16 protein-coding genes are annotated in these 22148 nt (G+C 54.9%); 12 read left to right on the top strand and 4 right to left on the bottom strand.

From position 1 onward, the window contains the following. Positions 1-49: 49 nt before the first annotated feature. The 9 genes from gntR to glgP all read left to right on the top strand — a co-directional run bounded on the left by gntR (position 50) and on the right by glgP (position 14074). Positions 50-1045 carry a gluconate operon transcriptional repressor GntR gene (gntR, locus tag QMG90_RS01155; RefSeq protein WP_283282385.1) on the top strand — a complete coding sequence of 332 codons (996 nt, stop codon included), beginning with the start codon at positions 50-52 and terminating at the stop codon, positions 1043-1045. 138 nt (positions 1046-1183) lie between these two features. Then, positions 1184-1714, top strand: coding sequence for a gluconokinase (gene gntK / locus QMG90_RS01160; RefSeq protein ID WP_283282387.1), 531 nt, complete (start codon positions 1184-1186; stop codon positions 1712-1714). After that, positions 1714-3054: a gluconate transporter gene (gene gntU, locus QMG90_RS01165; RefSeq protein ID WP_283282389.1), complete on the top strand. Its 1341-nt coding sequence runs from the start codon at positions 1714-1716 to the stop codon at positions 3052-3054. Before gntK ends, gntU begins: the two co-directional genes overlap by 1 nt. Before the next feature lie 224 nt (positions 3055-3278). Next, a complete protein-coding gene (gene asd / locus QMG90_RS01170; protein WP_283282391.1) occupies positions 3279-4385 on the top strand; it encodes an aspartate-semialdehyde dehydrogenase in 1107 nt (368 codons plus the stop codon). A 248-nt stretch (positions 4386-4633) separates the two neighbouring features. After that, positions 4634-6820 carry a 1,4-alpha-glucan branching enzyme gene (glgB, locus tag QMG90_RS01175; RefSeq protein ID WP_283282393.1) on the top strand — a complete coding sequence of 729 codons (2187 nt, stop codon included), beginning with the start codon at positions 4634-4636 and terminating at the stop codon, positions 6818-6820. Then, positions 6817-8799 carry a glycogen debranching protein GlgX gene (gene glgX, locus QMG90_RS01180; protein ID WP_283282394.1) on the top strand — a complete coding sequence of 661 codons (1983 nt, stop codon included), beginning with the start codon at positions 6817-6819 and terminating at the stop codon, positions 8797-8799. Before glgB ends, glgX begins: the two co-directional genes overlap by 4 nt. Positions 8800-8880: 81 nt before the next feature. Beyond that, positions 8881-10176, top strand: a complete 1296-nt coding sequence (gene glgC / locus QMG90_RS01185; protein ID WP_283282395.1) for a glucose-1-phosphate adenylyltransferase — start codon at positions 8881-8883, stop codon at positions 10174-10176. Further along, complete coding sequence (gene glgA, locus QMG90_RS01190) at positions 10176-11609, top strand: glycogen synthase GlgA (protein ID WP_283282396.1); 1434 nt, start codon at positions 10176-10178, stop codon at positions 11607-11609. Before glgC ends, glgA begins: the two co-directional genes overlap by 1 nt. A 17-nt stretch (positions 11610-11626) precedes the next feature. Beyond that, a complete protein-coding gene (gene glgP, locus QMG90_RS01195) occupies positions 11627-14074 on the top strand; it encodes a glycogen phosphorylase (protein ID WP_283282397.1) in 2448 nt (815 codons plus the stop codon). A gap of 41 nt (positions 14075-14115) precedes the next feature. On the opposite strand, the gene glpD is transcribed toward glgP, so the two are convergent. Then, the gene (gene glpD, locus QMG90_RS01200; protein WP_283282398.1) at positions 14116-15624 is read right to left on the bottom strand and encodes a glycerol-3-phosphate dehydrogenase; all 1509 of its coding nucleotides are present in this window, start codon (positions 15622-15624) and stop codon (positions 14116-14118) included. Between the two features lie 191 nt (positions 15625-15815). Here glpD and glpE point away from each other — a divergent pair, with 191 nt between their 5' ends. From glpE to QMG90_RS01215, 3 genes are read left to right on the top strand one after another with little or no spacing between them, the layout of a single operon-like run. Continuing rightward, positions 15816-16142, top strand: a complete 327-nt coding sequence (glpE, locus tag QMG90_RS01205) for a thiosulfate sulfurtransferase GlpE (RefSeq protein WP_283282399.1) — start codon at positions 15816-15818, stop codon at positions 16140-16142. Positions 16143-16186: 44 nt separating this feature from the next. Continuing rightward, a complete protein-coding gene (gene glpG / locus QMG90_RS01210) occupies positions 16187-17017 on the top strand; it encodes a rhomboid family intramembrane serine protease GlpG (RefSeq protein ID WP_283282400.1) in 831 nt (276 codons plus the stop codon). An 18-nt stretch (positions 17018-17035) separates the two neighbouring features. Next, a complete protein-coding gene (locus QMG90_RS01215; RefSeq protein WP_283282401.1) occupies positions 17036-17794 on the top strand; it encodes a DeoR/GlpR family transcriptional regulator in 759 nt (252 codons plus the stop codon). A 30-nt stretch (positions 17795-17824) separates the two neighbouring features. On the opposite strand, the gene malT is transcribed toward QMG90_RS01215, so the two are convergent. From malT to QMG90_RS01230, 3 genes are all read right to left on the bottom strand, one after another. Beyond that, positions 17825-20530: an HTH-type transcriptional regulator MalT gene (gene malT / locus QMG90_RS01220; RefSeq protein WP_283282402.1), complete on the bottom strand. Its 2706-nt coding sequence runs from the start codon at positions 20528-20530 to the stop codon at positions 17825-17827. Between the two features lie 365 nt (positions 20531-20895). Continuing rightward, a complete protein-coding gene (locus tag QMG90_RS01225) occupies positions 20896-21312 on the bottom strand; it encodes a DUF1240 domain-containing protein (protein WP_283282403.1) in 417 nt (138 codons plus the stop codon). Between the two features lie 16 nt (positions 21313-21328). After that, the gene (locus QMG90_RS01230; RefSeq protein WP_283282404.1) at positions 21329-22144 is read right to left on the bottom strand and encodes a hypothetical protein; all 816 of its coding nucleotides are present in this window, start codon (positions 22142-22144) and stop codon (positions 21329-21331) included. Positions 22145-22148: the final 4 nt, after the last annotated feature.

Here is a 22148-nt window from a genome sequence, read left to right on the forward strand (position 1 = left end):
CTCCGTGATAAACTGAAGGAATGTTTCTCAATCGGTTTCTCTCAGGACGATGAAAAAGAAAAGACCCGTACTTCAGGATGTGGCAGATCGTGTCGGCGTGACCAAAATGACGGTCAGCCGTTTTTTGCGTAACCCGGAACAAGTGTCCGTGGCATTGCGTGGCAAGATTGCCGCCGCTCTCGATGAACTGGGTTATATCCCGAACCGCGCGCCGGACATCCTCTCCAATGCCACCAGTCGTGCGGTTGGCGTCCTGTTACCCTCTCTTACCAACCAGGTGTTTGCTGAAGTGTTGCGCGGCATTGAAAGCGTCACCGATGCGCACGGTTACCAGACCATGCTGGCGCATTACGGCTATAAGCCGGAGATGGAAGAGGAGCGACTCGAGTCCATGCTCTCCTGGAATATCGACGGATTAATTCTCACCGAAAGAACCCACACGCCGCGAACGCTGAAAATGATCGGAGTGGCGGGGATCCCGGTCGTGGAATTAATGGACAGCAAATCACCCTGCCTGGATATCGCTGTCGGTTTCGACAACTTTGAAGCTGCCCGTCAGATGACCGCGGCGATCATCGCCCGTGGCCATCGCCATGTCGCCTATCTCGGTGCACGTCTTGATGAACGTACTATCATCAAGCAGAAGGGGTATGAGCAGGCGATGATCGACGCCGGGTTAATGCCGTACAGCGTGATGATGGAACAGTCGTCGTCATACTCATCGGGCATTGAGCTGATGCGCCAGGCGCGACGCGAGTATCCGCAACTGGACGGCATCTTCTGTACTAACGATGACCTGGCGGTAGGCGCGGCGTTTGAATGCCAGCGTCTGGGGCTGAAAATTCCTGATGATATGGCGATCGCCGGTTTTCACGGTCACGACATCGGTCAGGTTATGGAGCCGCGTCTTGCCAGCGTGCTGACGCCGCGCGAGCGGATGGGGCAGATTGGCGCCGAGCGCCTGCTCGCTCGCCTTCGTGGCGAGAACGTCACACCTAAGATGTTAGATTTAGGTTTCACGTTGTCACCGGGCGGATCCATTTAGTCTGTCAAAGTTGATGTAGCTCACAGTTATAAACATCCCGCACGAATGGATATTGCTTCTGCTCTGACCCCGCAGGACAATGTTACCGATAACTGTTACCCGTAACAAATTAACCAGCGGTGCTGTGGGAGCGACACAATGAGCACGACTAACCATGATAACCATATCTACGTCCTGATGGGCGTTTCCGGCAGTGGCAAATCTGCTGTCGCCAGTGAAGTGGCGTATCAACTGAAAGCCGCGTTTCTTGATGGCGACTTTCTTCATCCGCGCAGAAATATCGACAAAATGTCATCCGGCGAACCGCTGAATGATGATGATCGTAAACCATGGTTGCAGGCGCTGAACGACGCGGCTTTCGCCATGCAGCGCACTAACAAAGTGTCGCTGATCGTCTGCTCTGCGCTGAAAAAAACCTATCGCGATATCCTGCGCGCCGGGAACCCGAACCTCTCCTTTATCTACCTGAAAGGCGATTTCGACGTGATTGAAAGCCGTCTGAAAGCGCGTAAAGGCCATTTCTTTAAAACCCAGATGCTGGTGACGCAGTTTGAAACGCTGCAGGAGCCGGGCGCTGACGAAAGCGATGTGTTAGTGGTGGACATTGATCAGCCGCTGGATGGCGTTGTTGCAAGCACCATTGAGGTAATCAACAAAGGCAGTAAGTAGTGAGTACATTGACGTTAGTTTTAACAGCAGTGGGTTCAGTGTTACTGCTGCTGTTTTTGGTCATGAAAGCGCGTATGCATGCTTTCGTGGCATTGATGGTGGTTTCTATTGGTGCAGGTCTCTTTTCCGGAATGCCGCTCGACAAGATCGCGGCCACGATGGAAAAAGGGATGGGAGGCACCCTGGGCTTTCTGGCGATTGTTGTCGCGTTGGGAGCGATGTTTGGCAAGATCCTGCACGAAACTGGCGCAGTCGATCAAATTGCCGTCAAAATGCTGAAATCGTTTGGTCACAGTCGCGCGCATTATGCGATTGGTCTGGCGGGGCTGATTTGCGCGTTGCCGCTGTTTTTCGAAGTGGCGATTGTGTTGCTGATTAGCGTGGCGTTTTCGATGGCGCGTCATACCGGTACGAACCTGGTGAAGCTTGTGATCCCGCTGTTTGCGGGGGTTGCCGCTGCGGCCGCGTTTCTGTTGCCTGGTCCGGCACCGATGCTGCTGGCCTCGCAGATGCACGCTGACTTTGGCTGGATGATCCTCATCGGCCTGTGCGCCGCTATTCCAGGGATGATCATTGCCGGTCCGCTGTTCGGCAATTTCATTGGTCGCTACGTCGAACTGCACATTCCTGATGACATCACGGAACCGCATCTCGGCGAGGGGAAAATGCCCTCCTTCGGTTTCAGCCTCGCGCTGATCCTGCTGCCGCTGGTGCTGGTGGGGCTGAAAACGATCGCGGCGCGTTTCGTTGAGCCCGGTTCGACGGCATACCAGTGGTTTGAGTTTGTCGGTCATCCGTTTACCGCGATTCTGGTGGCTTGTCTGGTCGCCATTTATGGCCTGGCGATGCGTCAGGGAATGCCGAAAGACAAAGTGATGGAAATCTGCGGTCATGCGTTGCAGCCGGCGGGCATTATTCTGCTGGTGATCGGCGCGGGCGGCGTTTTCAAACAGGTGCTGGTGGATTCCGGCGTAGGTCCGGCGCTCGGTGAAGCGCTGACCGGAATGGGCCTGCCGATCGCCCTGACCTGCTTTGTGCTGGCGGCTGCGGTGCGCATCATTCAGGGTTCGGCTACCGTGGCCTGTCTGACAGCGGTGGGGCTGGTGATGCCAGTCATCGAACCGCTGCACTACAGCGGCGCGCAGATGGCGGCGCTCTCAATCTGCATCGCGGGCGGCTCTATTGTGGTCAGCCATGTCAACGACGCCGGCTTCTGGTTGTACGGTAAATTCACCGGCGCGACCGAAGCGCAGACGCTGAAAACCTGGACGCTGATGGAAACCATTCTCGGTACCACCGGCGCGATTATCGGCATGATTGCTTTCTCGCTGTTAAGTTAACCGCTCTTCTGCCCGGTGGCGATCAGGTTGCCGGGCATAGCCTCCCTCATTTACCGCATCTCCATCAAAAAACGTGCCTTATTATCGGCAAAATTTCTGATACTGAGGGGATCATTGATTATTTTCACTTGCGACTTTGGTAGCATTTTGTAATGTGATAGTTGTCGCAGTTCAACGATAAAACGCACACGCACAACAGCACACACCTCTGCAGGAAAAACGCTATGAAAAATGTTGGTTTCATCGGCTGGCGCGGTATGGTCGGCTCTGTTCTCATGCAACGCATGGTTGAAGAGCACGACTTCGACGCCATCCGCCCGGTTTTTTTCTCCACCTCTCAGCATGGGCAGGACGCGCCCGGTTTTGGTAAAGAGGTCGGAAGCAAGCTTCAGGATGCTTACAACCTGGATGCTTTAAAGGCACTCGATATTATCGTCACGTGCCAGGGCGGCGATTACACCAACGAGATTTTCCCTAAGCTGCGTGCCAGTGGCTGGCAGGGATACTGGATTGACGCCGCGTCGTCGCTGCGCATGAAAGACGATGCCATCATCATTCTTGACCCGGTTAACCAGGGTGTGATCACCGACGCGCTGAACAAAGGCGTCAAAACTTTTGTTGGCGGCAACTGTACCGTGAGCCTGATGCTGATGTCGCTCGGCGGGCTGTTCGCGCAGGATCTGATTGAGTGGGTGTCGGTGGCGACTTATCAGGCCGCGTCAGGCGGCGGTGCACGCCATATGCGCGAGCTGCTGGCGCAGATGGGGCAGTTGCACAATCACGTCGCAGATGAACTGGCAGACCCGGCGTCCGCTATCCTCGACATCGAACGCAAAGTGACCGGGCTGACCCGCAGCGGCGAACTGCCGGTCGACAATTTCGGCGTACCGCTGGCGGGCAGCCTGATCCCGTGGATCGACAAACAGCTCGACAACGGCCAGAGCCGCGAAGAGTGGAAAGGCCAGGCGGAGACCAACAAAATTCTTGGTACGCAGCACACTATTCCGGTGGATGGCCTGTGCGTGCGCATTGGCGCGCTGCGCTGCCACAGCCAGGCGTTTACGCTGAAACTGAAAAAAGATGTGTCAGTACAAACCATCGAAGAGATGCTGGCGGCACACAATCCGTGGGCGAAAGTGGTGCCGAACGACCGTGAAATCACCATGCGCGAGCTGACCCCAGCAGCGGTGACCGGCACTTTAACCACCCCGGTAGGCCGTCTGCGTAAGCTGAACATGGGGCCGGAGTACCTTTCCGCCTTCACCGTTGGCGATCAACTGCTATGGGGTGCCGCCGAACCGCTGCGCCGTATGCTACGACAGCTGGCGTAAAAATTTCTACAGGGGTGCGCTGACACCCCTTTTTTTGCGTAATACAAGGAGGACGCGCAGATGTTTCATTTTTTCTCGGGGGCCCTATAAAGCGTTGGCTATGCTTTAAGCAAGGTAATGTATTTCAACCTTAGCTGAGGGTAGGACGGAGCAGGGAAGATGCACAGTCAACATGCTGCACCGTTCAGGTCAAAAATGTCACCGCAATTGTGGAAGAGGGTGACACTCAAAAAACAGGATAGAAAACCATGTCTGATCGTATCGATAGAGACGTGATCAATGCGTTGTTTGCTGGTCATTTTGCCGACCCTTTTTCGATTCTTGGCATGCATCGTACTGAGGACGGACTGGAGGTCCGCGCACTTTTACCTGACGCGACGGATGTCTGGGTTATTGAACCCAAAACCGGACGCAAAGTCGGTAAACTCGAATGCCTCGATTCCCGCGGCTTTTTTTGGGGTCTATTACCCCGTCGGAAAAACCCTTTTCGTTATCAACTCGCCGTCACCTGGCACGGTCAACAGAATCTGATTGACGATCCTTATCGTTTTGGCCCTTTGCTGCAGGAGATGGATGCCTGGCTGCTGTCGGAAGGCACGCACCTGCGCCCTTACGAAACCCTCGGCGCACATGCCGATACCATGGACGGCGTCACTGGTACCCGCTTCTCCGTCTGGGCGCCTAATGCGCACCGTGTTTCCGTCGTCGGGCAATTCAACTACTGGGACGGTCGCCGTCATCCGATGCGTCTGCGCCGTGAATCCGGGATTTGGGAACTGTTTGTGCCCGGCGCGCACAATGGTCAGCTCTACAAATTTGAGATGATCGATGCCAGCGGCAAACTGCGCATTAAAGCGGATCCTTACGCCTTTGAAGCTCAGATGCGCCCGGAAACCGCGTCGCTGATTTGCGGTCTGCCGGAGAAAGTGGTGCAGAGCGAGGAACGCAAACGCGCCAACGATTTCGACGCGCCCATCGCCATCTATGAAGTGCACCTCGGCTCGTGGCGTCGCCACACAGATAACAATTTCTGGCTGAGCTACCGCGAACTGGCCGATCAACTGGTGCCTTACGTGAAATGGATGGGTTTTACTCACCTCGAACTGCTGCCGGTGAACGAACACCCGTTTGATGGTAGCTGGGGCTATCAGCCGACCGGGCTGTATGCGCCGACCCGCCGTTTCGGCACCCGTGATGATTTCCGTTATTTCATCAACGCCGCGCATGCTGCCGGGTTGAACGTCATTCTGGACTGGGTGCCAGGCCATTTCCCGTCCGACGATTTCGGGCTGGCGAAGTTTGACGGCACCGAACTGTATGAGCACAGCGATCCGCGCGAAGGCTACCATCAGGACTGGAACACGCTGATTTACAACTATGGCCGTCGCGAAGTGGCAAATTACCTGGTGGGTAATGCGCTGTACTGGATTGAGCGTTTCGGCATTGACGCACTGCGCGTGGATGCGGTGGCATCGATGATCTACCGCGACTACAGCCGTAAAGCGGGTGAGTGGATCCCCAACGAACACGGCGGTCGTGAAAACCTCGAAGCGATTGAGTTCTTGCGCAGCACCAACCGTATTCTCGGCGAGCAGGTGCCGGGCGCGGTGAGTATGGCGGAAGAGTCGACGGATTTCGCTGGCGTTTCGCGCCCTGCTTCGATGGGCGGTCTCGGCTTCTGGTACAAATGGAATCTGGGCTGGATGCACGACACGCTTGATTACATGAAGCTCGACCCGGTGCATCGCCAGTATCATCACGACAAACTGACCTTCGGCATGCTTTACAACAACACCGAAAACTTCGTGCTGCCGCTCTCGCACGACGAAGTGGTGCACGGTAAGCGATCGATCCTCGACCGTATGCCGGGCGACGCGTGGCAGAAATTTGCCAACCTGCGCGCCTACTACGGCTGGATGTACGCCTTCCCGGGCAAAAAGCTGCTGTTCATGGGCAACGAATTTGCTCAGGGTCGCGAGTGGAATCATGACAGCAGCCTCGACTGGCATCTGCTGGAAGGCGGCGATAACTGGCATCACGGCGTACAGCGGCTGGTGCGTGACCTGAACCACACCTATCGTCATCACAAAGCGCTGCACGAACTGGATTTTGATTCCTACGGTTTCGAATGGCTGGTGGTGGATGACCATGAACGTTCGGTGCTGATTTTTGTGCGCCGCGACAAACAGGGTAACGAAATCATCGTCGCCAGTAACTTCACTCCGGTTCCGCGCCACAACTACCGTTTCGGCATTAACCAGCCGGGCCGCTGGCGCGAAGAGCTGAATACTGACTCGATGCACTACCACGGCAGTAATGCCGGTAACGGCGGCGTGGTGGCGAGCGAGACGATTGAAAGCCACGGGCGGCCAAACTCCCTCAGTATTACGCTGCCGCCGCTTGCCACCCTCTGGCTGGTGCGGGAGGGCGAATGACCAGACTGATAGCCGGTGCTCCGTCGCCGCTGGGCGCAAGTTATGACGGAAAAGGGGTGAATTTCGCGCTTTTTTCCGTGCATGCGGAGCGGGTTGAACTTTGCCTGTTTGACGACAAGGGAACCGAGCGACGTCTCCCCCTGACGTCACGCAGCGGCGATATCTGGCACGGCTATCTGCCGGATGCGCATCCGGGATTGCGCTACGGTTACCGGGTTTACGGCCCGTGGGATCCGGCAAAAGGGCATCGCTTTAATCCGGCGAAGCTGCTGATAGACCCTTGCGCGCACCGGGTGGACGGCTATCTGCCGGACAACCCGGTGCTGCATGGCGGCTGGGATACGCCTGATCCTCGCGACAGCGCCGGGGTGGCGCCCGTATCTGTGGTGGTGGATTTAGGCTATGACTGGGAAGACGACGCGCCGCCCGCCACGCCGTGGGGCAACAGCGTTATCTATGAGGCGCATGTCAAAGGCCTGACCTGCCTGCACCCGGCGATCCCCGAGGCACAGCGAGGTACCTATCGCGCGCTGAGTCATCCGGTGATGATTAACTATCTCAAACAGTTAGGCATCACCGCGCTGGAGCTGCTGCCGGTCGCGCATTTTGCCGACGAGCCGCGATTGCAGCGGATGGGGCTCAGCAATTACTGGGGCTACAATCCATTAGCATTATTTGCTCTTAATCCGCGTTATGCCGCCTCGCCGGAGACGGCGCTGAAGGAGTTTCGCGATGCGGTAAAAGCGCTGCATGCCGCAGGAATCGAGGTGATCCTTGATGTGGTTCTTAACCACAGCGCGGAAATCGATCTCGAAGGCCCAACCGTCTCACTGCGCGGAATTGATAACAGTAGCTATTATTGGATTAGAGAAGACGGTGATTATCACAACTGGACCGGTTGCGGAAACACGCTCAATCTCAGCCAGCCTGGCGTTGTGGAATTAGCGCGTCAGTGTCTGCGTTTTTGGGTGGACGAGTGCCATGTTGACGGTTTCCGTTTTGACCTGGCGTCGGTGATGGGGCGTACCCCGGAATTTCGCCAGGATGCGCCGTTGTTTACGGCGATCCACGCTGATCCGGTGTTATCGAAAGTCAAACTGATTGCCGAGCCCTGGGACATTGGTCCGGGCGGTTATCAGGTGGGGAATTTCCCCGCACCCTTTGCGGAATGGAACGATCATTTCCGCGATGCTGCACGCCGCTTCTGGCTGCAGCAGAACCTGTCGTTGGGCGAACTGGCCACGCGCTTTGCCGCCTCCAGCGATGTGTTCAAACGCAATGGCCGTCTGCCGTCGGCATCTGTCAATCTGATCACGGCGCATGACGGTTTTACCCTGCGAGACTGCGTTTGTTTCAACGAGAAACACAACGAAGCGAACGGCGAAGAGAATCGAGACGGGACTAACAATAACCACAGTAATAACCATGGTATAGAGGGGTTAGGCGGCAGTTTTGACGTGACAGAGCGCAGGCGAGCCAGCGTCCACGCTCTGATGACAACATTGCTGCTTTCTCAGGGGACGCCAATGCTACTGGCCGGTGATGAACACGGCCACAGCCAGCATGGCAACAATAATGCTTACTGTCAGGACAACGCCTTAACCTGGCTCGACTGGGAAAAGGCGAACAGTGGTCTGACGGCGTTCACCGCCGCGTTGATTCACCTGCGCCAGCGCATACCGGCACTGATCCGGGACGCATGGTGGCAGGAGGGTGATGGCAATGTGCGGTGGCTCGGTCAGGATGCGCAACCGTTAAGCGCTGAGGCATGGCAGCACGGCGTTAAGCGGATGCAAATCCTGCTTTCCGATCGCTGGCTCATCACGTTTAACGGCACACAAGACGTTGCAGATATTGTTTTACCCTCGGGAGAATGGCATGCCGTTCCTCCCTTTGCCGGTGAGGATAATCCGGTCACCATGACCATCTGGCATGGGCCCGCGCACGGAGTGTGCGTATTTGAGAGGTCAACAGCATGACATCATTGAGGTTACCAGCGAACAGGTAATCCAGGGATGACATGTCAAAGCTCTAACGAGCATGAATAAAAGGAGTGAATCATGGTTAGGCTAGATAAAAACGATCCAATGATGCTGGCGCGTCAATTGCCCCTTAAATCCGTTGCGTTGATCCTCGCAGGCGGCCGTGGCACCCGACTGAAAGATTTAACCATCAAGCGCGCGAAACCGGCGGTCCATTTTGGCGGTAAATTCCGTATTATCGATTTCGCGTTATCGAACTGCCTGAACTCGGGCATTCGCCGTATTGGCGTCATCACCCAATATCAATCCCACTCGCTGGTGCAGCACATTCAGCGCGGCTGGTCGTTTTTCAGCGAAGAGATGAACGAATTTGTCGACCTGCTACCGGCGCAACAGCGTGTTCATGGTGAGAACTGGTATCGCGGCACTGCCGATGCTGTCACACAGAACCTCGATATTATCCGTCGCTACAAAGCGGAGTACGTCGTTATCCTCGCGGGCGACCATATTTACAAGCAGGACTATTCCCGCATGCTGATCGACCACGTTGAAAAAGGCGCGCGGTGTTCGGTGGCTTGTATGCCGGTGCCGGTGGCAGAAGCGACGGCGTTTGGCGTAATGGCGGTCGATGAGCATGAAAAAATTATCGATTTTGTCGAAAAACCGGCCAATCCGCCGACCATGCCAGGCGACAGCACCAAATCGCTCGCCAGTATGGGTATCTACATCTTTGATGCCGACTACCTCTACGAACTGCTGGAAGAGGACGATCATGACGAGAATTCCAGTCATGATTTCGGCAAGGACATCATTCCAAAAATTACCAAAGCGGGCGACGCGTATGCGCATCCGTTCCCGCTCTCCTGCGTGCAGTCAGATGAGGCGTCAGAGCCTTACTGGCGCGATGTGGGGACGCTGGAAGCCTACTGGAAAGCGAACCTCGATCTGGCATCGGTGATGCCGGAGCTGGATATGTACGACCAGAACTGGCCGATTCGCACCCATATGGAATCCCTGCCGCCGGCAAAATTTGTCCAGGACCGTTCCGGCAGCCACGGCATGACGCTGAACTCACTGGTTTCAGGGGGTTGCATCATCTCCGGCTCCGTGGTCGTGCAGTCGGTATTGTTCCCGCGTGTGCGGGTGAACTCCTTCTGTAACATAGATTCGGCAGTCTTATTACCTGATGTGTGGGTCGGACGTTCGTGTCGTCTGCGCCGTTGTGTTATCGACAGGGCCTGCGTTATTCCGGAAGGGATGGTGATTGGTGAAAATGCGGAAGAAGATGCAAGTCGCTTCTACCGTTCAGAGGAAGGCATTGTGCTGGTTACGCGCGATATGTTGCGCAAGCTGGGCTATAAACAGGAGCGATAATGCAGGTTTTACATGTTTGTTCTGAGCTGTTCCCGCTGCTGAAAACGGGCGGCCTGGCTGATGTATTAGGCGCATTACCGGCGGCTCAGATTGCGGAAGGCATTGATACTCGAGTACTTCTGCCTGCGTTCCCTGACATTCGACGCGGGATCCCTGACGCTCAGGTGGTGACGCGCCGTGATACGTTTGCTGGTCGGGTCACGTTGTTGTTCGGTCATTTCAACGGTGTCGGCATCTATCTGATTGATGCGCCTCATCTTTACGATCGCCCGGGAAGCCCTTATCACGATACGAACCAGTACGACTATAGTGATAATGTGGTGCGCTTTGCATTACTCGGGTGGGTGGGATGTGAAATGGCCTGCGGGCTGGATCCGTTCTGGCGCCCGGAAATCGTTCATGCGCATGACTGGCATGCCGGGCTCACCCCCGCCTATCTGGCGGCGCGCGGGCGACCGGCGAAATCGGTGTTTACGGTGCACAACCTGGCTTATCAGGGGCAGTTTTATGCGCACCATATGAATGACATCCAGCTGCCATGGGCATTCTTTAACATGCACGGGCTGGAGTTTAACGGCCAGATTTCGTTTCTGAAAGCGGGGCTCTACTACGCTGACCACATTACGGCGGTCAGCCCGACCTATGCGCGGGAAATTACCGAACCGCAGTACGCGTATGGGATGGAAGGATTGCTGCGTCAGCGCCATCTTGAGGGGCGCCTGTCCGGCATCCTCAATGGCGTGGATGACACGATCTGGAACCCGGAAACCGATCTTCTGCTGGCGGCGCGTTATACCCGCGACACGCTGGAGGAGAAAGCGGAGAACAAACGTCAGCTGCAAATCGCCATGGGGTTGAAAGTTGACGAGAAGGTGCCGCTGTTCGCCGTCGTCAGCCGCCTCACCAGTCAGAAAGGATTGGATCTGGTGCTGGAAGCGCTGCCGGGCCTGCTTGAGCAGGGCGGGCAACTGGCGCTGCTGGGCGCGGGCGATCCGGTGCTGCAGGAGGGTTTCCTCGCCGCCGCAGCGGAATACCCGGGGCAGGTGGGTGTGCAGATTGGCTATCACGAAGCGTTCTCGCATCGCATCATGGGCGGTTCTGACGTGATTCTGGTGCCGAGCCGCTTTGAGCCCTGCGGCTTAACGCAGCTTTACGGGCTGAAGTACGGCACGCTGCCGCTGGTACGTCGTACCGGTGGACTGGCGGATACCGTTTCTGACTGCTCGCTGGAAAACCTGGCCGACGGTGTCGCCAGTGGTTTTGCTTTTGAGGACAGCAATGCCTGGTCACTGCTGAGGGCGATTCGGCGCGCGTTTGTACTGTGGTCGCGGCCCTCGCTTTGGCGTTACGTCCAACGTCAGGCAATGGGAATGGACTTTAGTTGGCATGTCGCCGCTCACTCGTACCGTGAGCTGTACCAGCGCCTGATGTAATCACAGGAATCATTGCTATGAATGCACCGTTTAGCTATGCATCACCCACCCTCAGCGTCGAAGCGCTGAAGCACTCTATCGCCTATAAGCTGATGTTTACCATTGGCAAGGATCCGGCGATCGCTAACAAGCATGAATGGCTGAACGCCACGCTGTTTGCCGTTCGCGATCGTCTGGTCGAGCGCTGGCTGCGTTCGAATCGCGCACAACTCTCCCAGGAAACCCGCCAGGTGTACTACCTGTCGATGGAGTTCCTGATTGGCCGCACGCTCTCCAATGCGATGCTGTCGTTGGGTATTTATGACGACGTCAAAAGCGCGCTGGAAGAGATGGGGCTTGATCTCGAAGAGCTGATTGATGAAGAAAACGACCCCGGGCTTGGCAACGGCGGGCTGGGCCGACTGGCCGCTTGTTTCCTCGACTCGCTGGCAACGCTTGGCTTACCAGGCCGTGGTTACGGTATTCGTTACGATTACGGCATGTTCCGCCAGAACATTGTCGACGGGCGGCAAAAAGAGTCTCCGGACTACTGGCTGGAGTACGGTAATCCGTGGGAATTCAAGCGCCATAACACCCGTTACAAGGTGCGTTTCGGCGGTCGTATCCAGCAGGAAGGGAAGAAAACCCACTGGATTGAAACCGAAGAGATCCTGGCCGTGGCCTACGACCAGATAATCCCGGGCTATGATACCGACGCCACCAATACCTTGCGTCTGTGGAATGCGCAGGCCAGTAGCGAAATCAACCTCGGGAAATTCAACCAGGGCGACTACTTTGCGGCAGTGGAAGATAAAAACCACTCCGAAAACGTGTCGCGCGTGCTCTACCCGGATGACTCCACCTATTCGGGGCGCGAGTTGCGTCTGCGTCAGGAGTATTTCCTCGTCTCCGCAACGATTCAGGATATCCTGAGCCGCCATTACCAGCTGCATAAAACCTATGACAACCTGGCGGACAAAATTGCCATCCACCTGAACGATACCCACCCGGTGCTGTCGATTCCGGAACTGATGCGCCTGTTGATTGATGATCATAAGTTCACCTGGGACGAAGCGTTTGAAGTGACCTGTCAGGTCTTTTCCTACACCAACCACACGCTGATGAGCGAAGCGCTGGAAACCTGGCCACTGGATATGCTGGGTAAAATTCTGCCGCGCCATCTGCAAATCATCTTTGAAATCAATGACTACTTCATGAAGACGTTGCAGGAGCAGTATCCGAATGATACCGGGCTGCTGAGCCGTACGTCGCTGATTGATGAGTCTAACGGTCGCCGTGTACGTATGGCATGGCTGGCGGTGGTGGTGAGCCACAAGGTTAACGGCGTCTCGGAACTGCACTCAAACCTGATGGTCCAGTCGCTGTTTGCTGATTTCGCCAGCATCTTCCCGATGCGCTTTACCAACGTGACCAACGGTGTCACGCCGCGTCGCTGGCTGGCGCTGGCGAACCCACCGCTCTCCGGCGTGCTGGATGAGAATATCGGCCAGACCTGGCGTACAGATTTAAGCCAGCTCGTCGACCTCGAGCAGCATATTGATTTCCCGGCGGTGAATCAGGCGGTGCAGCATGCCAAGCTGGAGAATAAAAAGCGTCTGGCGTTGTACATCGCCACGCAACTGAACGTGGTGGTGAACCCGAAGGCGCTGTTCGATGTGCAGATCAAACGCATCCATGAATATAAGCGCCAGCTGATGAACGTGCTGCACGTCATCACCCGCTATAATCGCATCAAAGCTGATCCGACGGCACAGTGGGTGCCGCGTGTGATCATCTTTGCGGGTAAAGCGGCGTCGGCGTATTACATGGCGAAGCACATTATTCATCTGATCAACGATGCGGCGAAGGTGATCAACAACGATCCGCAGATTGGTGACAAGCTGAAAGTGGTGTTTATCCCGAACTACAGCGTGAGTCTGGCGCAGCTGATCATCCCGGCGGCCGATCTCTCCGAGCAGATCTCCCTGGCCGGTACGGAAGCCTCCGGCACCAGCAACATGAAGTTTGGTCTGAACGGTGCGCTGACCATCGGTACGCTCGACGGCGCGAACGTGGAGATGCTGGAGCATGTCGGCGCGGATAACATCTTTATCTTTGGTAATACCGCGGAAGAGGTGGAAGCGTTGCGTCGCAGCGGCTATAAACCGCGTGACTACTACGAGCAGGACGACGAACTGCACCAGGTGCTGACGCAGATTGGCACTGGCGTCTTCAGCCCGGACGATCCAAACCGTTACCGCGACCTGCTGGATTCGCTGATTAACTTTGGCGACCATTATCAGGTGCTGGCCGATTACCGCAGTTATGTGGATTGTCAGGATAAGGTGGATGAGCTGTATCGTCATCCGGAAGAGTGGACCAACAAAGCGATGCACAACATCGCTAACATGGGCTATTTCTCTTCAGACCGTACCATCAAGGAATATGCCGAAAGCATCTGGCATATCGATCCGGTCAGACTGTAATACAACATGGCCCGGCAGTTGCCGGGCCATTTTTTTCAGGTTCATGATGCCAGCGGCATCTCACGCTTTCCCGCGTGTTGCGTCAGCCATTGAGCGACGCGGGACTGCTCTTCCGCATTCAGCCACATGCCGAGTTTGGTACGACGCCACAGCGCATCGTCCATACGGCGCACCCATTCGTGTTCAACCAGGTAGCGCAGTTCCGCTTCATACAACTCGTGACCAAAGTGCTCGCCCAGATCCTCAAGGGAATTTGCTTCTCCTAAGATCCATTGGCTGTTGCTGCCGTAGGTGCGGGCGTAATGGCGCGCCAGCGACTCGCTGATAAATGGATAGCGGCGGCGCAAGCGGGCAGCGTAATCATCACGATCATTGCCGATCTCGCCGCCAGGCAGCACGGCTGTTTTGGTCCAGGCCGGGCCAATGCCCTGATAGTACGGCGTCAGTTTTTCCAGCGCGTGTTCCGCGAGTTTACGGTAGGTAGTCAGCTTACCGCCAAATACCGACAGCAGCGGCGCCTGACCCTGTTCGTCGTGAATATCCAGCGTGTAGTCGCGGGTCACCGCCTGCGGCGAATCAGACTCGTCATCACACAGTGGACGCACACCGGAGTAAGTCCAGACGATGTCGTTGCGGGTGAGCGGTTTCTTAAAGTGCGCGTTATAGACTTTCAGCAGATAGTTGATTTCGCCTTCGTCGATTTCAACCTGCTTCGGATCACCGTGGTATTCCACATCGGTGGTGCCAATGATAGAAAACTCATCCATCCACGGGATCACAAAGACAATGCGTTTATCTTCGTTCTGCAGGATGTAAGCCTGTTTTTGCGTATGTACGCGCGGCACCACAATGTGGCTGCCCTTGATCAGGCGAATGCCGTACGGCGACGGCAGATGCATGCCTTCGTCAAAGAATTGTTTCACCCACGGGCCAGTGGCGTTAACCAGACCGCGCGCCTGCCAGCTGTATTTCTCGCCAGTATCAATGTCTTCGGCTTCGACAATCCACATCCCGTTTTCACGTTTTGCGGAGGTCGCGCGGGTGCGGGTCATCACTTCTCCCCCTTTGCGCGTCACCATCTGGGCGTTAGCCAGTACCAGACGGGCATCGTCGACCCAGCAGTCAGAATATTCGAAACCGCGCACAATTTCCGGTTTCAGTACCGATTCTGCGCCAAAACGCAAACCGGTAGAGCCAGGCAGGCTGGTGCGTTTACCGAGGTGATCGTATAAAAAGAGGCCGGTACGGATCATCCAGGCCGGACGCAGATGCGGGCGGTGGGGCAGACGAAAACGCATCGGAAAGGCGATGTGCGGCGCCATTTTCAGCAGTACTTCACGCTCGGCCAGCGCTTCGCTGACCAGGCGGAATTCGTAGTGTTCAAGGTAGCGTAGCCCGCCGTGGATCAGTTTCGAGCTGGCGCTTGATGTCGCGGAGGCTAAATCCTGGGCTTCCAGCATCAGCACGGATAAACCACGCCCTGCGGCGTCTGCCGCGATACCGGCACCGTTAATGCCTCCACCTATCACAATCAGATCTTTGGTTTCCATGCTGCAACCTCACGTGCTTTCGTTAAAGCTCACAAATGTTCGATATCGCTCATCATAGCAAATAAACGCGCTTTTGGTAACATCGAAAAAACATTTTGGAGTGATGCGTATAACAAATTAGTATTTCTCTGCCGTCTTACGGTATAGCTGACGGTAAAATCTATAGACCTGCCATCAATAAAGAGAACACCATGGATCACTTTGAATGTATTAATGTAGAAGAAGCCCATCAGAAACTGCATCAGGGCGCGGCGGTGCTGGTGGATATCCGTGATCCGCAAAGCTACGCATTAGGCCATACCCCTGGCGCGTTCCACCTGACTAACGACACGCTGGGTGCGTTTATGCGCGAGAATGATTTTGAAACGCCGGTGATGGTGATGTGCTATCACGGCAACAGCAGCAAAGGCGCAGCGCAATATTTACTGCAACAGGGCTATGACCATGTTTACAGCGTGGATGGCGGATTCGATGCCTGGCACCGACATTTCCCGTCTGAGGTAGCGCACGACGCCTGAGACGGTATACTGTCTCCCTTTGTGTGGAAAAAGCGGCCCTCCGTATGTTGATGATTACTTCGTTTACCAATCCGCGTGTTGCCCAGGCGTTTGTTGACTACATGGCAACGCAGGGGATTATTCTTACTATTCAGCAACATACGCAAACGGATGTCTGGCTGGCGGATGAAAGCCAGGCTGATCGCGTTCAGCGCGAACTGGCGCAGTTTCTGGAAAACCCTGCCGATCCTCGCTATCTTGCCGCCAGCTGGCAGGCCGGGCATACCCACAGTGGGCTGCAGTATCGCCGTTTTCCGTTTCTCGCGACGCTGCGTGGAAACGCTGGCCCTGTCACGCTGGTCATCATGATCCTGTGTATCGCGATTTTTCTTATCATGAATGCCGTGGGTGACAGAACGGTGATGGTGTGGCTCGCCTGGCCGTTTGATCCCTCTCTTAAATTTGAACTCTGGCGTTACTTTACTCACGCTTTCATGCACTTCTCTGTTCTGCATATTCTCTTCAACCTGCTATGGTGGTGGTATCTTGGCGGAGCGGTTGAGAAGCGTCTTGGCAGCGGAAAACTGATCGTGATTACGGTCGTGAGCGCGCTGCTGAGCGGGTTTATTCAGCAGAAATTCAGTGGTCCGTGGTTTGGCGGGTTATCTGGCGTGGTTTACGCGCTGATGGGCTACGCCTGGCTGCGCGGCGAACGCGATCCACAAAGCGGAATTTATCTGCAACGCGGACTGATAATCTTCTCATTAATCTGGCTGGTTGCCGGGTGGTTTGATCTTTTCGGCATGGCGATGGCGAATGGCGCTCACGCTGCGGGTCTGGCGGTGGGACTGGCCATGGCGTTTGCCGATACGGTGAATGTGCGAAAACGAACATAAAATTTCCAGGGAATTTCCATGAAGCAGACACAACGTCATGACGCGATAATCGAGCTGGTAAAAAAACAGGGTTATGTCAGTACCGAAGAGCTTGTCGAACAGTTTGCTGTCAGCCCGCAGACCATCCGCCGCGATCTGAATGATCTGGCCGAGCAGAAAATGATTTTGCGTCACCACGGCGGCGCGGCGCTGCCGTCGAGTTCCGTTAACACTCCCTGGCATGACCTCAAGGCCACCCAGACCGGTGAAAAAGAACGTATCGCCCGCAAAGTCGCCAGTCAGATCCCCAATGGCGCAACGCTGTTCATCGACATCGGCACCACGCCGGAGGCGGTGGCGCATGCGCTGCTTGAGCACAGTGATTTACGCGTGGTGACCAACAACCTGAACGTGGCCAACACGCTGATGGCGAAAGACGATTTCCGCGTCATACTGGCGGGCGGCGAGCTGCGCAGCCGCGACGGTGGCATCATTGGCGAAGCCACCCTCGACTTCATCTCTCAGTTCCGCCTGGATTTCGGCATTCTTGGCATCAGTGGCATCGATACCGACGGCTCGTTGCTGGAATTTGACTACCACGAAGTGCGCACCAAGCGGGCGATCATTGAAAACTCGCGCCATGTGATGCTGGTGGTGGATCACTCTAAATTCGGTCGTAACGCGATGGTTAACATGGGCAGCATCAGCATGGTGGATGCGGTCTATACCGACGCGATGCCGCCCAATGGCATTATGAAAGTGATTGTGGATAACAACATCCAGCTGGAACTGTGCTGACACTTTCGCCCTCTCCCGTCCGGGAGAGGGTTAAACCCCGTAACCCATCATTTTCAACAACTGCTGTGCGTGCTGAACGGCATCCTGACGGTGCGCGACGCCCAGTTTCTGATACAGATTACGAATATGCGTTTTGATGGTGGTGGCCGCCACGTCAAGCTCACCGGCAATCTGCTCGTTGCTGTAACCGGAATAGATCAGCCCCAGTACCTGCCATTCGCGCTGCGTTAACGGGCTGGTGCGGATAAGTTCCGGCACTTCCGGGTGATTCAGCAGACGTTCAACGAAGTTCTCATCAAAATGAGCGAACTTGTGGCGGTGATGCTGGTTTATCTCACGCAGAATGCGCTGGGCGCGGTGCTGTTCCAGTTCCGGTAACGTATTGAGCTGAATCAACTGGCGCAACTGCTGCGCCATCGCTTCGCCTTCAATGACGAAATGGCTGATAAACCCGGTGCGGTTGGCGAGCGTGAGCGCTTCCAGCAGCGCGCTCTGCGCTTCTGCTTTACGCCCCGCCTGCCAGTAAAGCTGGTTGAGCAGTAGCAGGTTGCGGTTCAGATCGCTCATCAGACGCAGTGCGCGGGCATTTTCGTTCAGCTCTTCCAGCACCATTTCTGCCGGATCGTAATCGCCGAGCAGGATCTGGGCGCGGGCGATATTACGCCACTGACTTTGCAGGAAGTGGTTGTTGGCAAATTCCGGCTTCGGCGTCTGCCGCAGCCAGAGCGTCGCGGATTTTTTATCGCCCGTCATCTGCCAGTAAATCACGCGCACTTTGTCGGCATTCGACACCCAGTCGCTGTGGTACTGACCGTTGCCGAGCAGGTTTTCCAGACGGTTGAGGTGATTGCGGGCGTTGTCCAGATCGCCACGCGCCAGCGAGCATTGCACCAGCAGCGCCAGGCACTGCAACTGCTGCTGCGGTTGATAAGTGGACAGGACGTCCATCCCGCTGCGGGCCGCCGCTTCGGATTCATCAAGACGCGCCCAGGCCCACAGTAACTGTGAGCGGATGCGTAGCAGGAATTCGTGCATCGGCAGTTGTTCGAGATGCTGTTCGCGGATCAGCTGGAATGCTTTTTCCTGCGATTCCCACGCCGCCTGCAAAAAGCCCTGGGCAAACAGAATTTCGCTCTGCTGGAGCAGGCTCCACAGTGCGTAATGCCAGACTTCATAGCGGCGTGACATCTGTTCGGTCTGTTGCATCACCGCCAGCGATTTGTTCAGCTCGCCTTTGCAGTGCAGCACTTCGCCGTGCACCGAGGTGGCGACGATACGGCTGTAGTAGCTGGCGAGCGGCAGCTCATCAAGGGCCACCATCGCCAGACGCTCAGCCTCTTCCTGATCGCCGTCATTGATGGCGACCTGCGCCCGCAATGCGTTGAAATCGCCGTGCAGAGTGACATCCATCGCGACGGTCATCTCTTGCTCGGCGCGCGCCAGCAAGTTATTGACCTCGCTGTACCGGTGCTGGCTCTGCATCAGCCAGGCCTGCAGCAGCACCAGACGCGGGTTTTCGAGCAGGCTTTCCCACGGCAGCGCCGCGAGCGACTCTTCTAGCAGTGCCAGTTCGCTATGGTTAAATAGCCCCCACGCATGGTTGAGCAGGATATCGCGCAGCATGTTGGCATCACCGGCGGCCAGCGCATGATGGATAGCTTCGGTCGGGAAGCCCTGCGCCATCCAGCTTTCGGCGGCAGCGCGGTGCAGTTCAGGTAATTCTGTCGCCAGTTCCCACTGACAACGTTGACGCAGGAAACTGCCAAACAGCGGGTGATAGCTGAACCATTCACCGGAATCATCCATCCGCTGTAAAAACAGCCCCTGGCGCTCGATCTCTTCCAGTCGCATCTGCCCGTTGTCGACGCCAGTGACGCGGACAATCAGCGCATCGTTCATCGAGCGTAAGACCGCGCTTTTTAACAGGAAGTTGCGCGTGTCGGCTTCCACGTTATTAAGCACTTCATCGACCAGATAATCGGACAAATGGCTGGCGTTAATACCCGCCAGACGGCGTGCGGAATGCTGGGCAGCGCTGTTGCTTTGACGTGCGGAAAGGGCGATAAGCTGTAGCGCGGTGGCCCAGCCAGCGACGTCATCGCACAGGCGGCTGGTTTCGGCGGCTTCGATAGGCGAAGTCAGACGGCAGTCGAAAAACTGCTTCGCTTCCTGATGGGTAAAGGCGAGCTGCTGGCTGCCAATCTCCAGCAGTTGATCGCGCACGCGCAGGTTGGCGATGCCCAACTGCGGTAAATTGCGCGACAGCACCACCAGCGTCATATTTTCAGGCTGGTGACGCAGGAAAAAACGCATCGCATCATGGATAACCGGATTGGTGACCAGGTGGTAATCATCAATCACCAGATAAAGCGGTCGATCCCACTCGGCGAGTTCAATGAACAGCTGTGCGAAGAGTGATGTCAGGCTGGCGTACTGGCGCTTTTGCACCATCATCTCGCTCGCCGGGCAATGCCCGCCGGTGGCCTGTTGCAGCGCCGCGATCAGATAGCTGGCAAAGCGTTCCTGCTGGTTATCGCCCTCATCAAGCGAATACCAGCCCAGTTCATTCTTCCCTGCCGCCCACTGCGAAACGAGCGTTGTTTTTCCATATCCAGCAGGACTTGTGACCAGCGCAAGACGATAATTGTTCGCGCCGGAAAGTTTCGTCAGTAATCGTTCCCGCACCACGGTGTGGTCAAGACGAACCGGACGACTTAATTTAGACGGAATCAACATAGTTAGCACTTCACTGTGGCCAATAAACGGAAAGGATTTTTTTTGCGCCTCGTAATTAATAGCTATAAAGTCGGCGATAACAGAATATATTGCAAGTTATGTCGGGAAATGGATTATCTTAATTTGCACTCTGTCACAAATTCCACACATTACTGAAACAGGTTACAGAAACCGGTGCCAGTGCGCATGGCGACTGGTTTCGTGACGTATTTCAAAAGTGTGATTATTTACATTTGGCATTGAAATTCGCATACCGGGCGCAACACCTTTTGTAGCAAGTGCTTACCAAAGTGGGAGGTTTTGACAAATGTGTATCGTCCTTTCGTTGATCAAACGATAAGGATGGGGGTCTCCGCGATGGCGTTTCAAAAAAAGTCGCTGCGCTTTATTTTTTCACACAATGCGACATCTTTTACGTAATATTTACTCAGATTATCCTGAGGGCAGTTGGTGTAGGAATTTGCCATCAGGATAAAAGGAACGATAATATTCCCAATAAACCCAAAGGGTAGTGGGATAAGAATGAAGAGAATAGCATAACTGTTGCTCATTAATTTGTGTCCGCGATGAAAAGCATCTTTTTGGAAAAGAGCAAAAAGCAAGAATACTAATAAATAAAAAATCGCAGGTATACCGCTAATCAATATGCAGGTTTTGTCATAAGATATAATATCACCCATTTTGATCAAGGAAATAAAATCTTGCAATACTGCACCGAATAACAGAAAAACTAAAAAAATAAATGTAAAGAGAACAGCAAAAATAATGCGTAATTTAAGCATTCGACACACTCCAGAATCAAAACAAATATTGCAGTTCGTATGTATTATTAAACGTACCCACGCCATGTAGATGATAAAACTCCCGGATCTTTGCTTTTAACGTTGCTGATAGGCTAAATTGATCGTCAAGATAATTTAATCCGCTATTAAGTCCAAGCCCAATGAGCACGAGAATCACTATTGTCGCAACAACAGGAGCACTAAGTAGCGTCAGAATCCCACCCACTACCCCAATCACCACGCTCGACACCACAATCTTCGCGGTGTCCATGGTAATATCCACCAGAAAATCCACCAGATGGTAATCCGATTTAAAGATCAGTTCCACCGCCCGCCAGGCAAGCGAAAAATAGATACAATATTTTGTGCCATTGATAATGCTGTAAGACATACCGCGTTGGCCAATGGCCATTTCCAGCATTTGTGGATGGCTGGCACCATACCGAGTACCGGTGAGAATACGTCTGAGACCCGCGTGCCCGGTGATTTTTATGTATGACTTTCCACCTACATTGTATTCAATCGCTTTGATTTTTAGCGCCTTAAAATTGAATACTAACTCCTGCGCGGGGTTGTACCATGTCGTGAGTTTTGACAGATTGCGAAAGGCATCGAGTCCGTCTTTGATATTCCCTGGTGCTGCTTTATAAGAAAAAAACTTATCCACTCCGCCGAGAAGGTCGTCCACCACTTGCTCTGCCTCTTCGAGAGTGAGCAACATAATCACGTGGCTTTGAGTAATAAAATTTCCATTCATGAAAGCCATATCACGTTGTAATGGATTCATTGAAGGCCAGGTTTCAATGCCGAAGGATGAATTGCGTAAAAACATATTC

It is taken from the genome of Trabulsiella odontotermitis, from assembly GCF_030053895.1.
GTDB classification, from domain to species: Bacteria; Pseudomonadota; Gammaproteobacteria; order Enterobacterales; family Enterobacteriaceae; genus Trabulsiella; species Trabulsiella odontotermitis_C.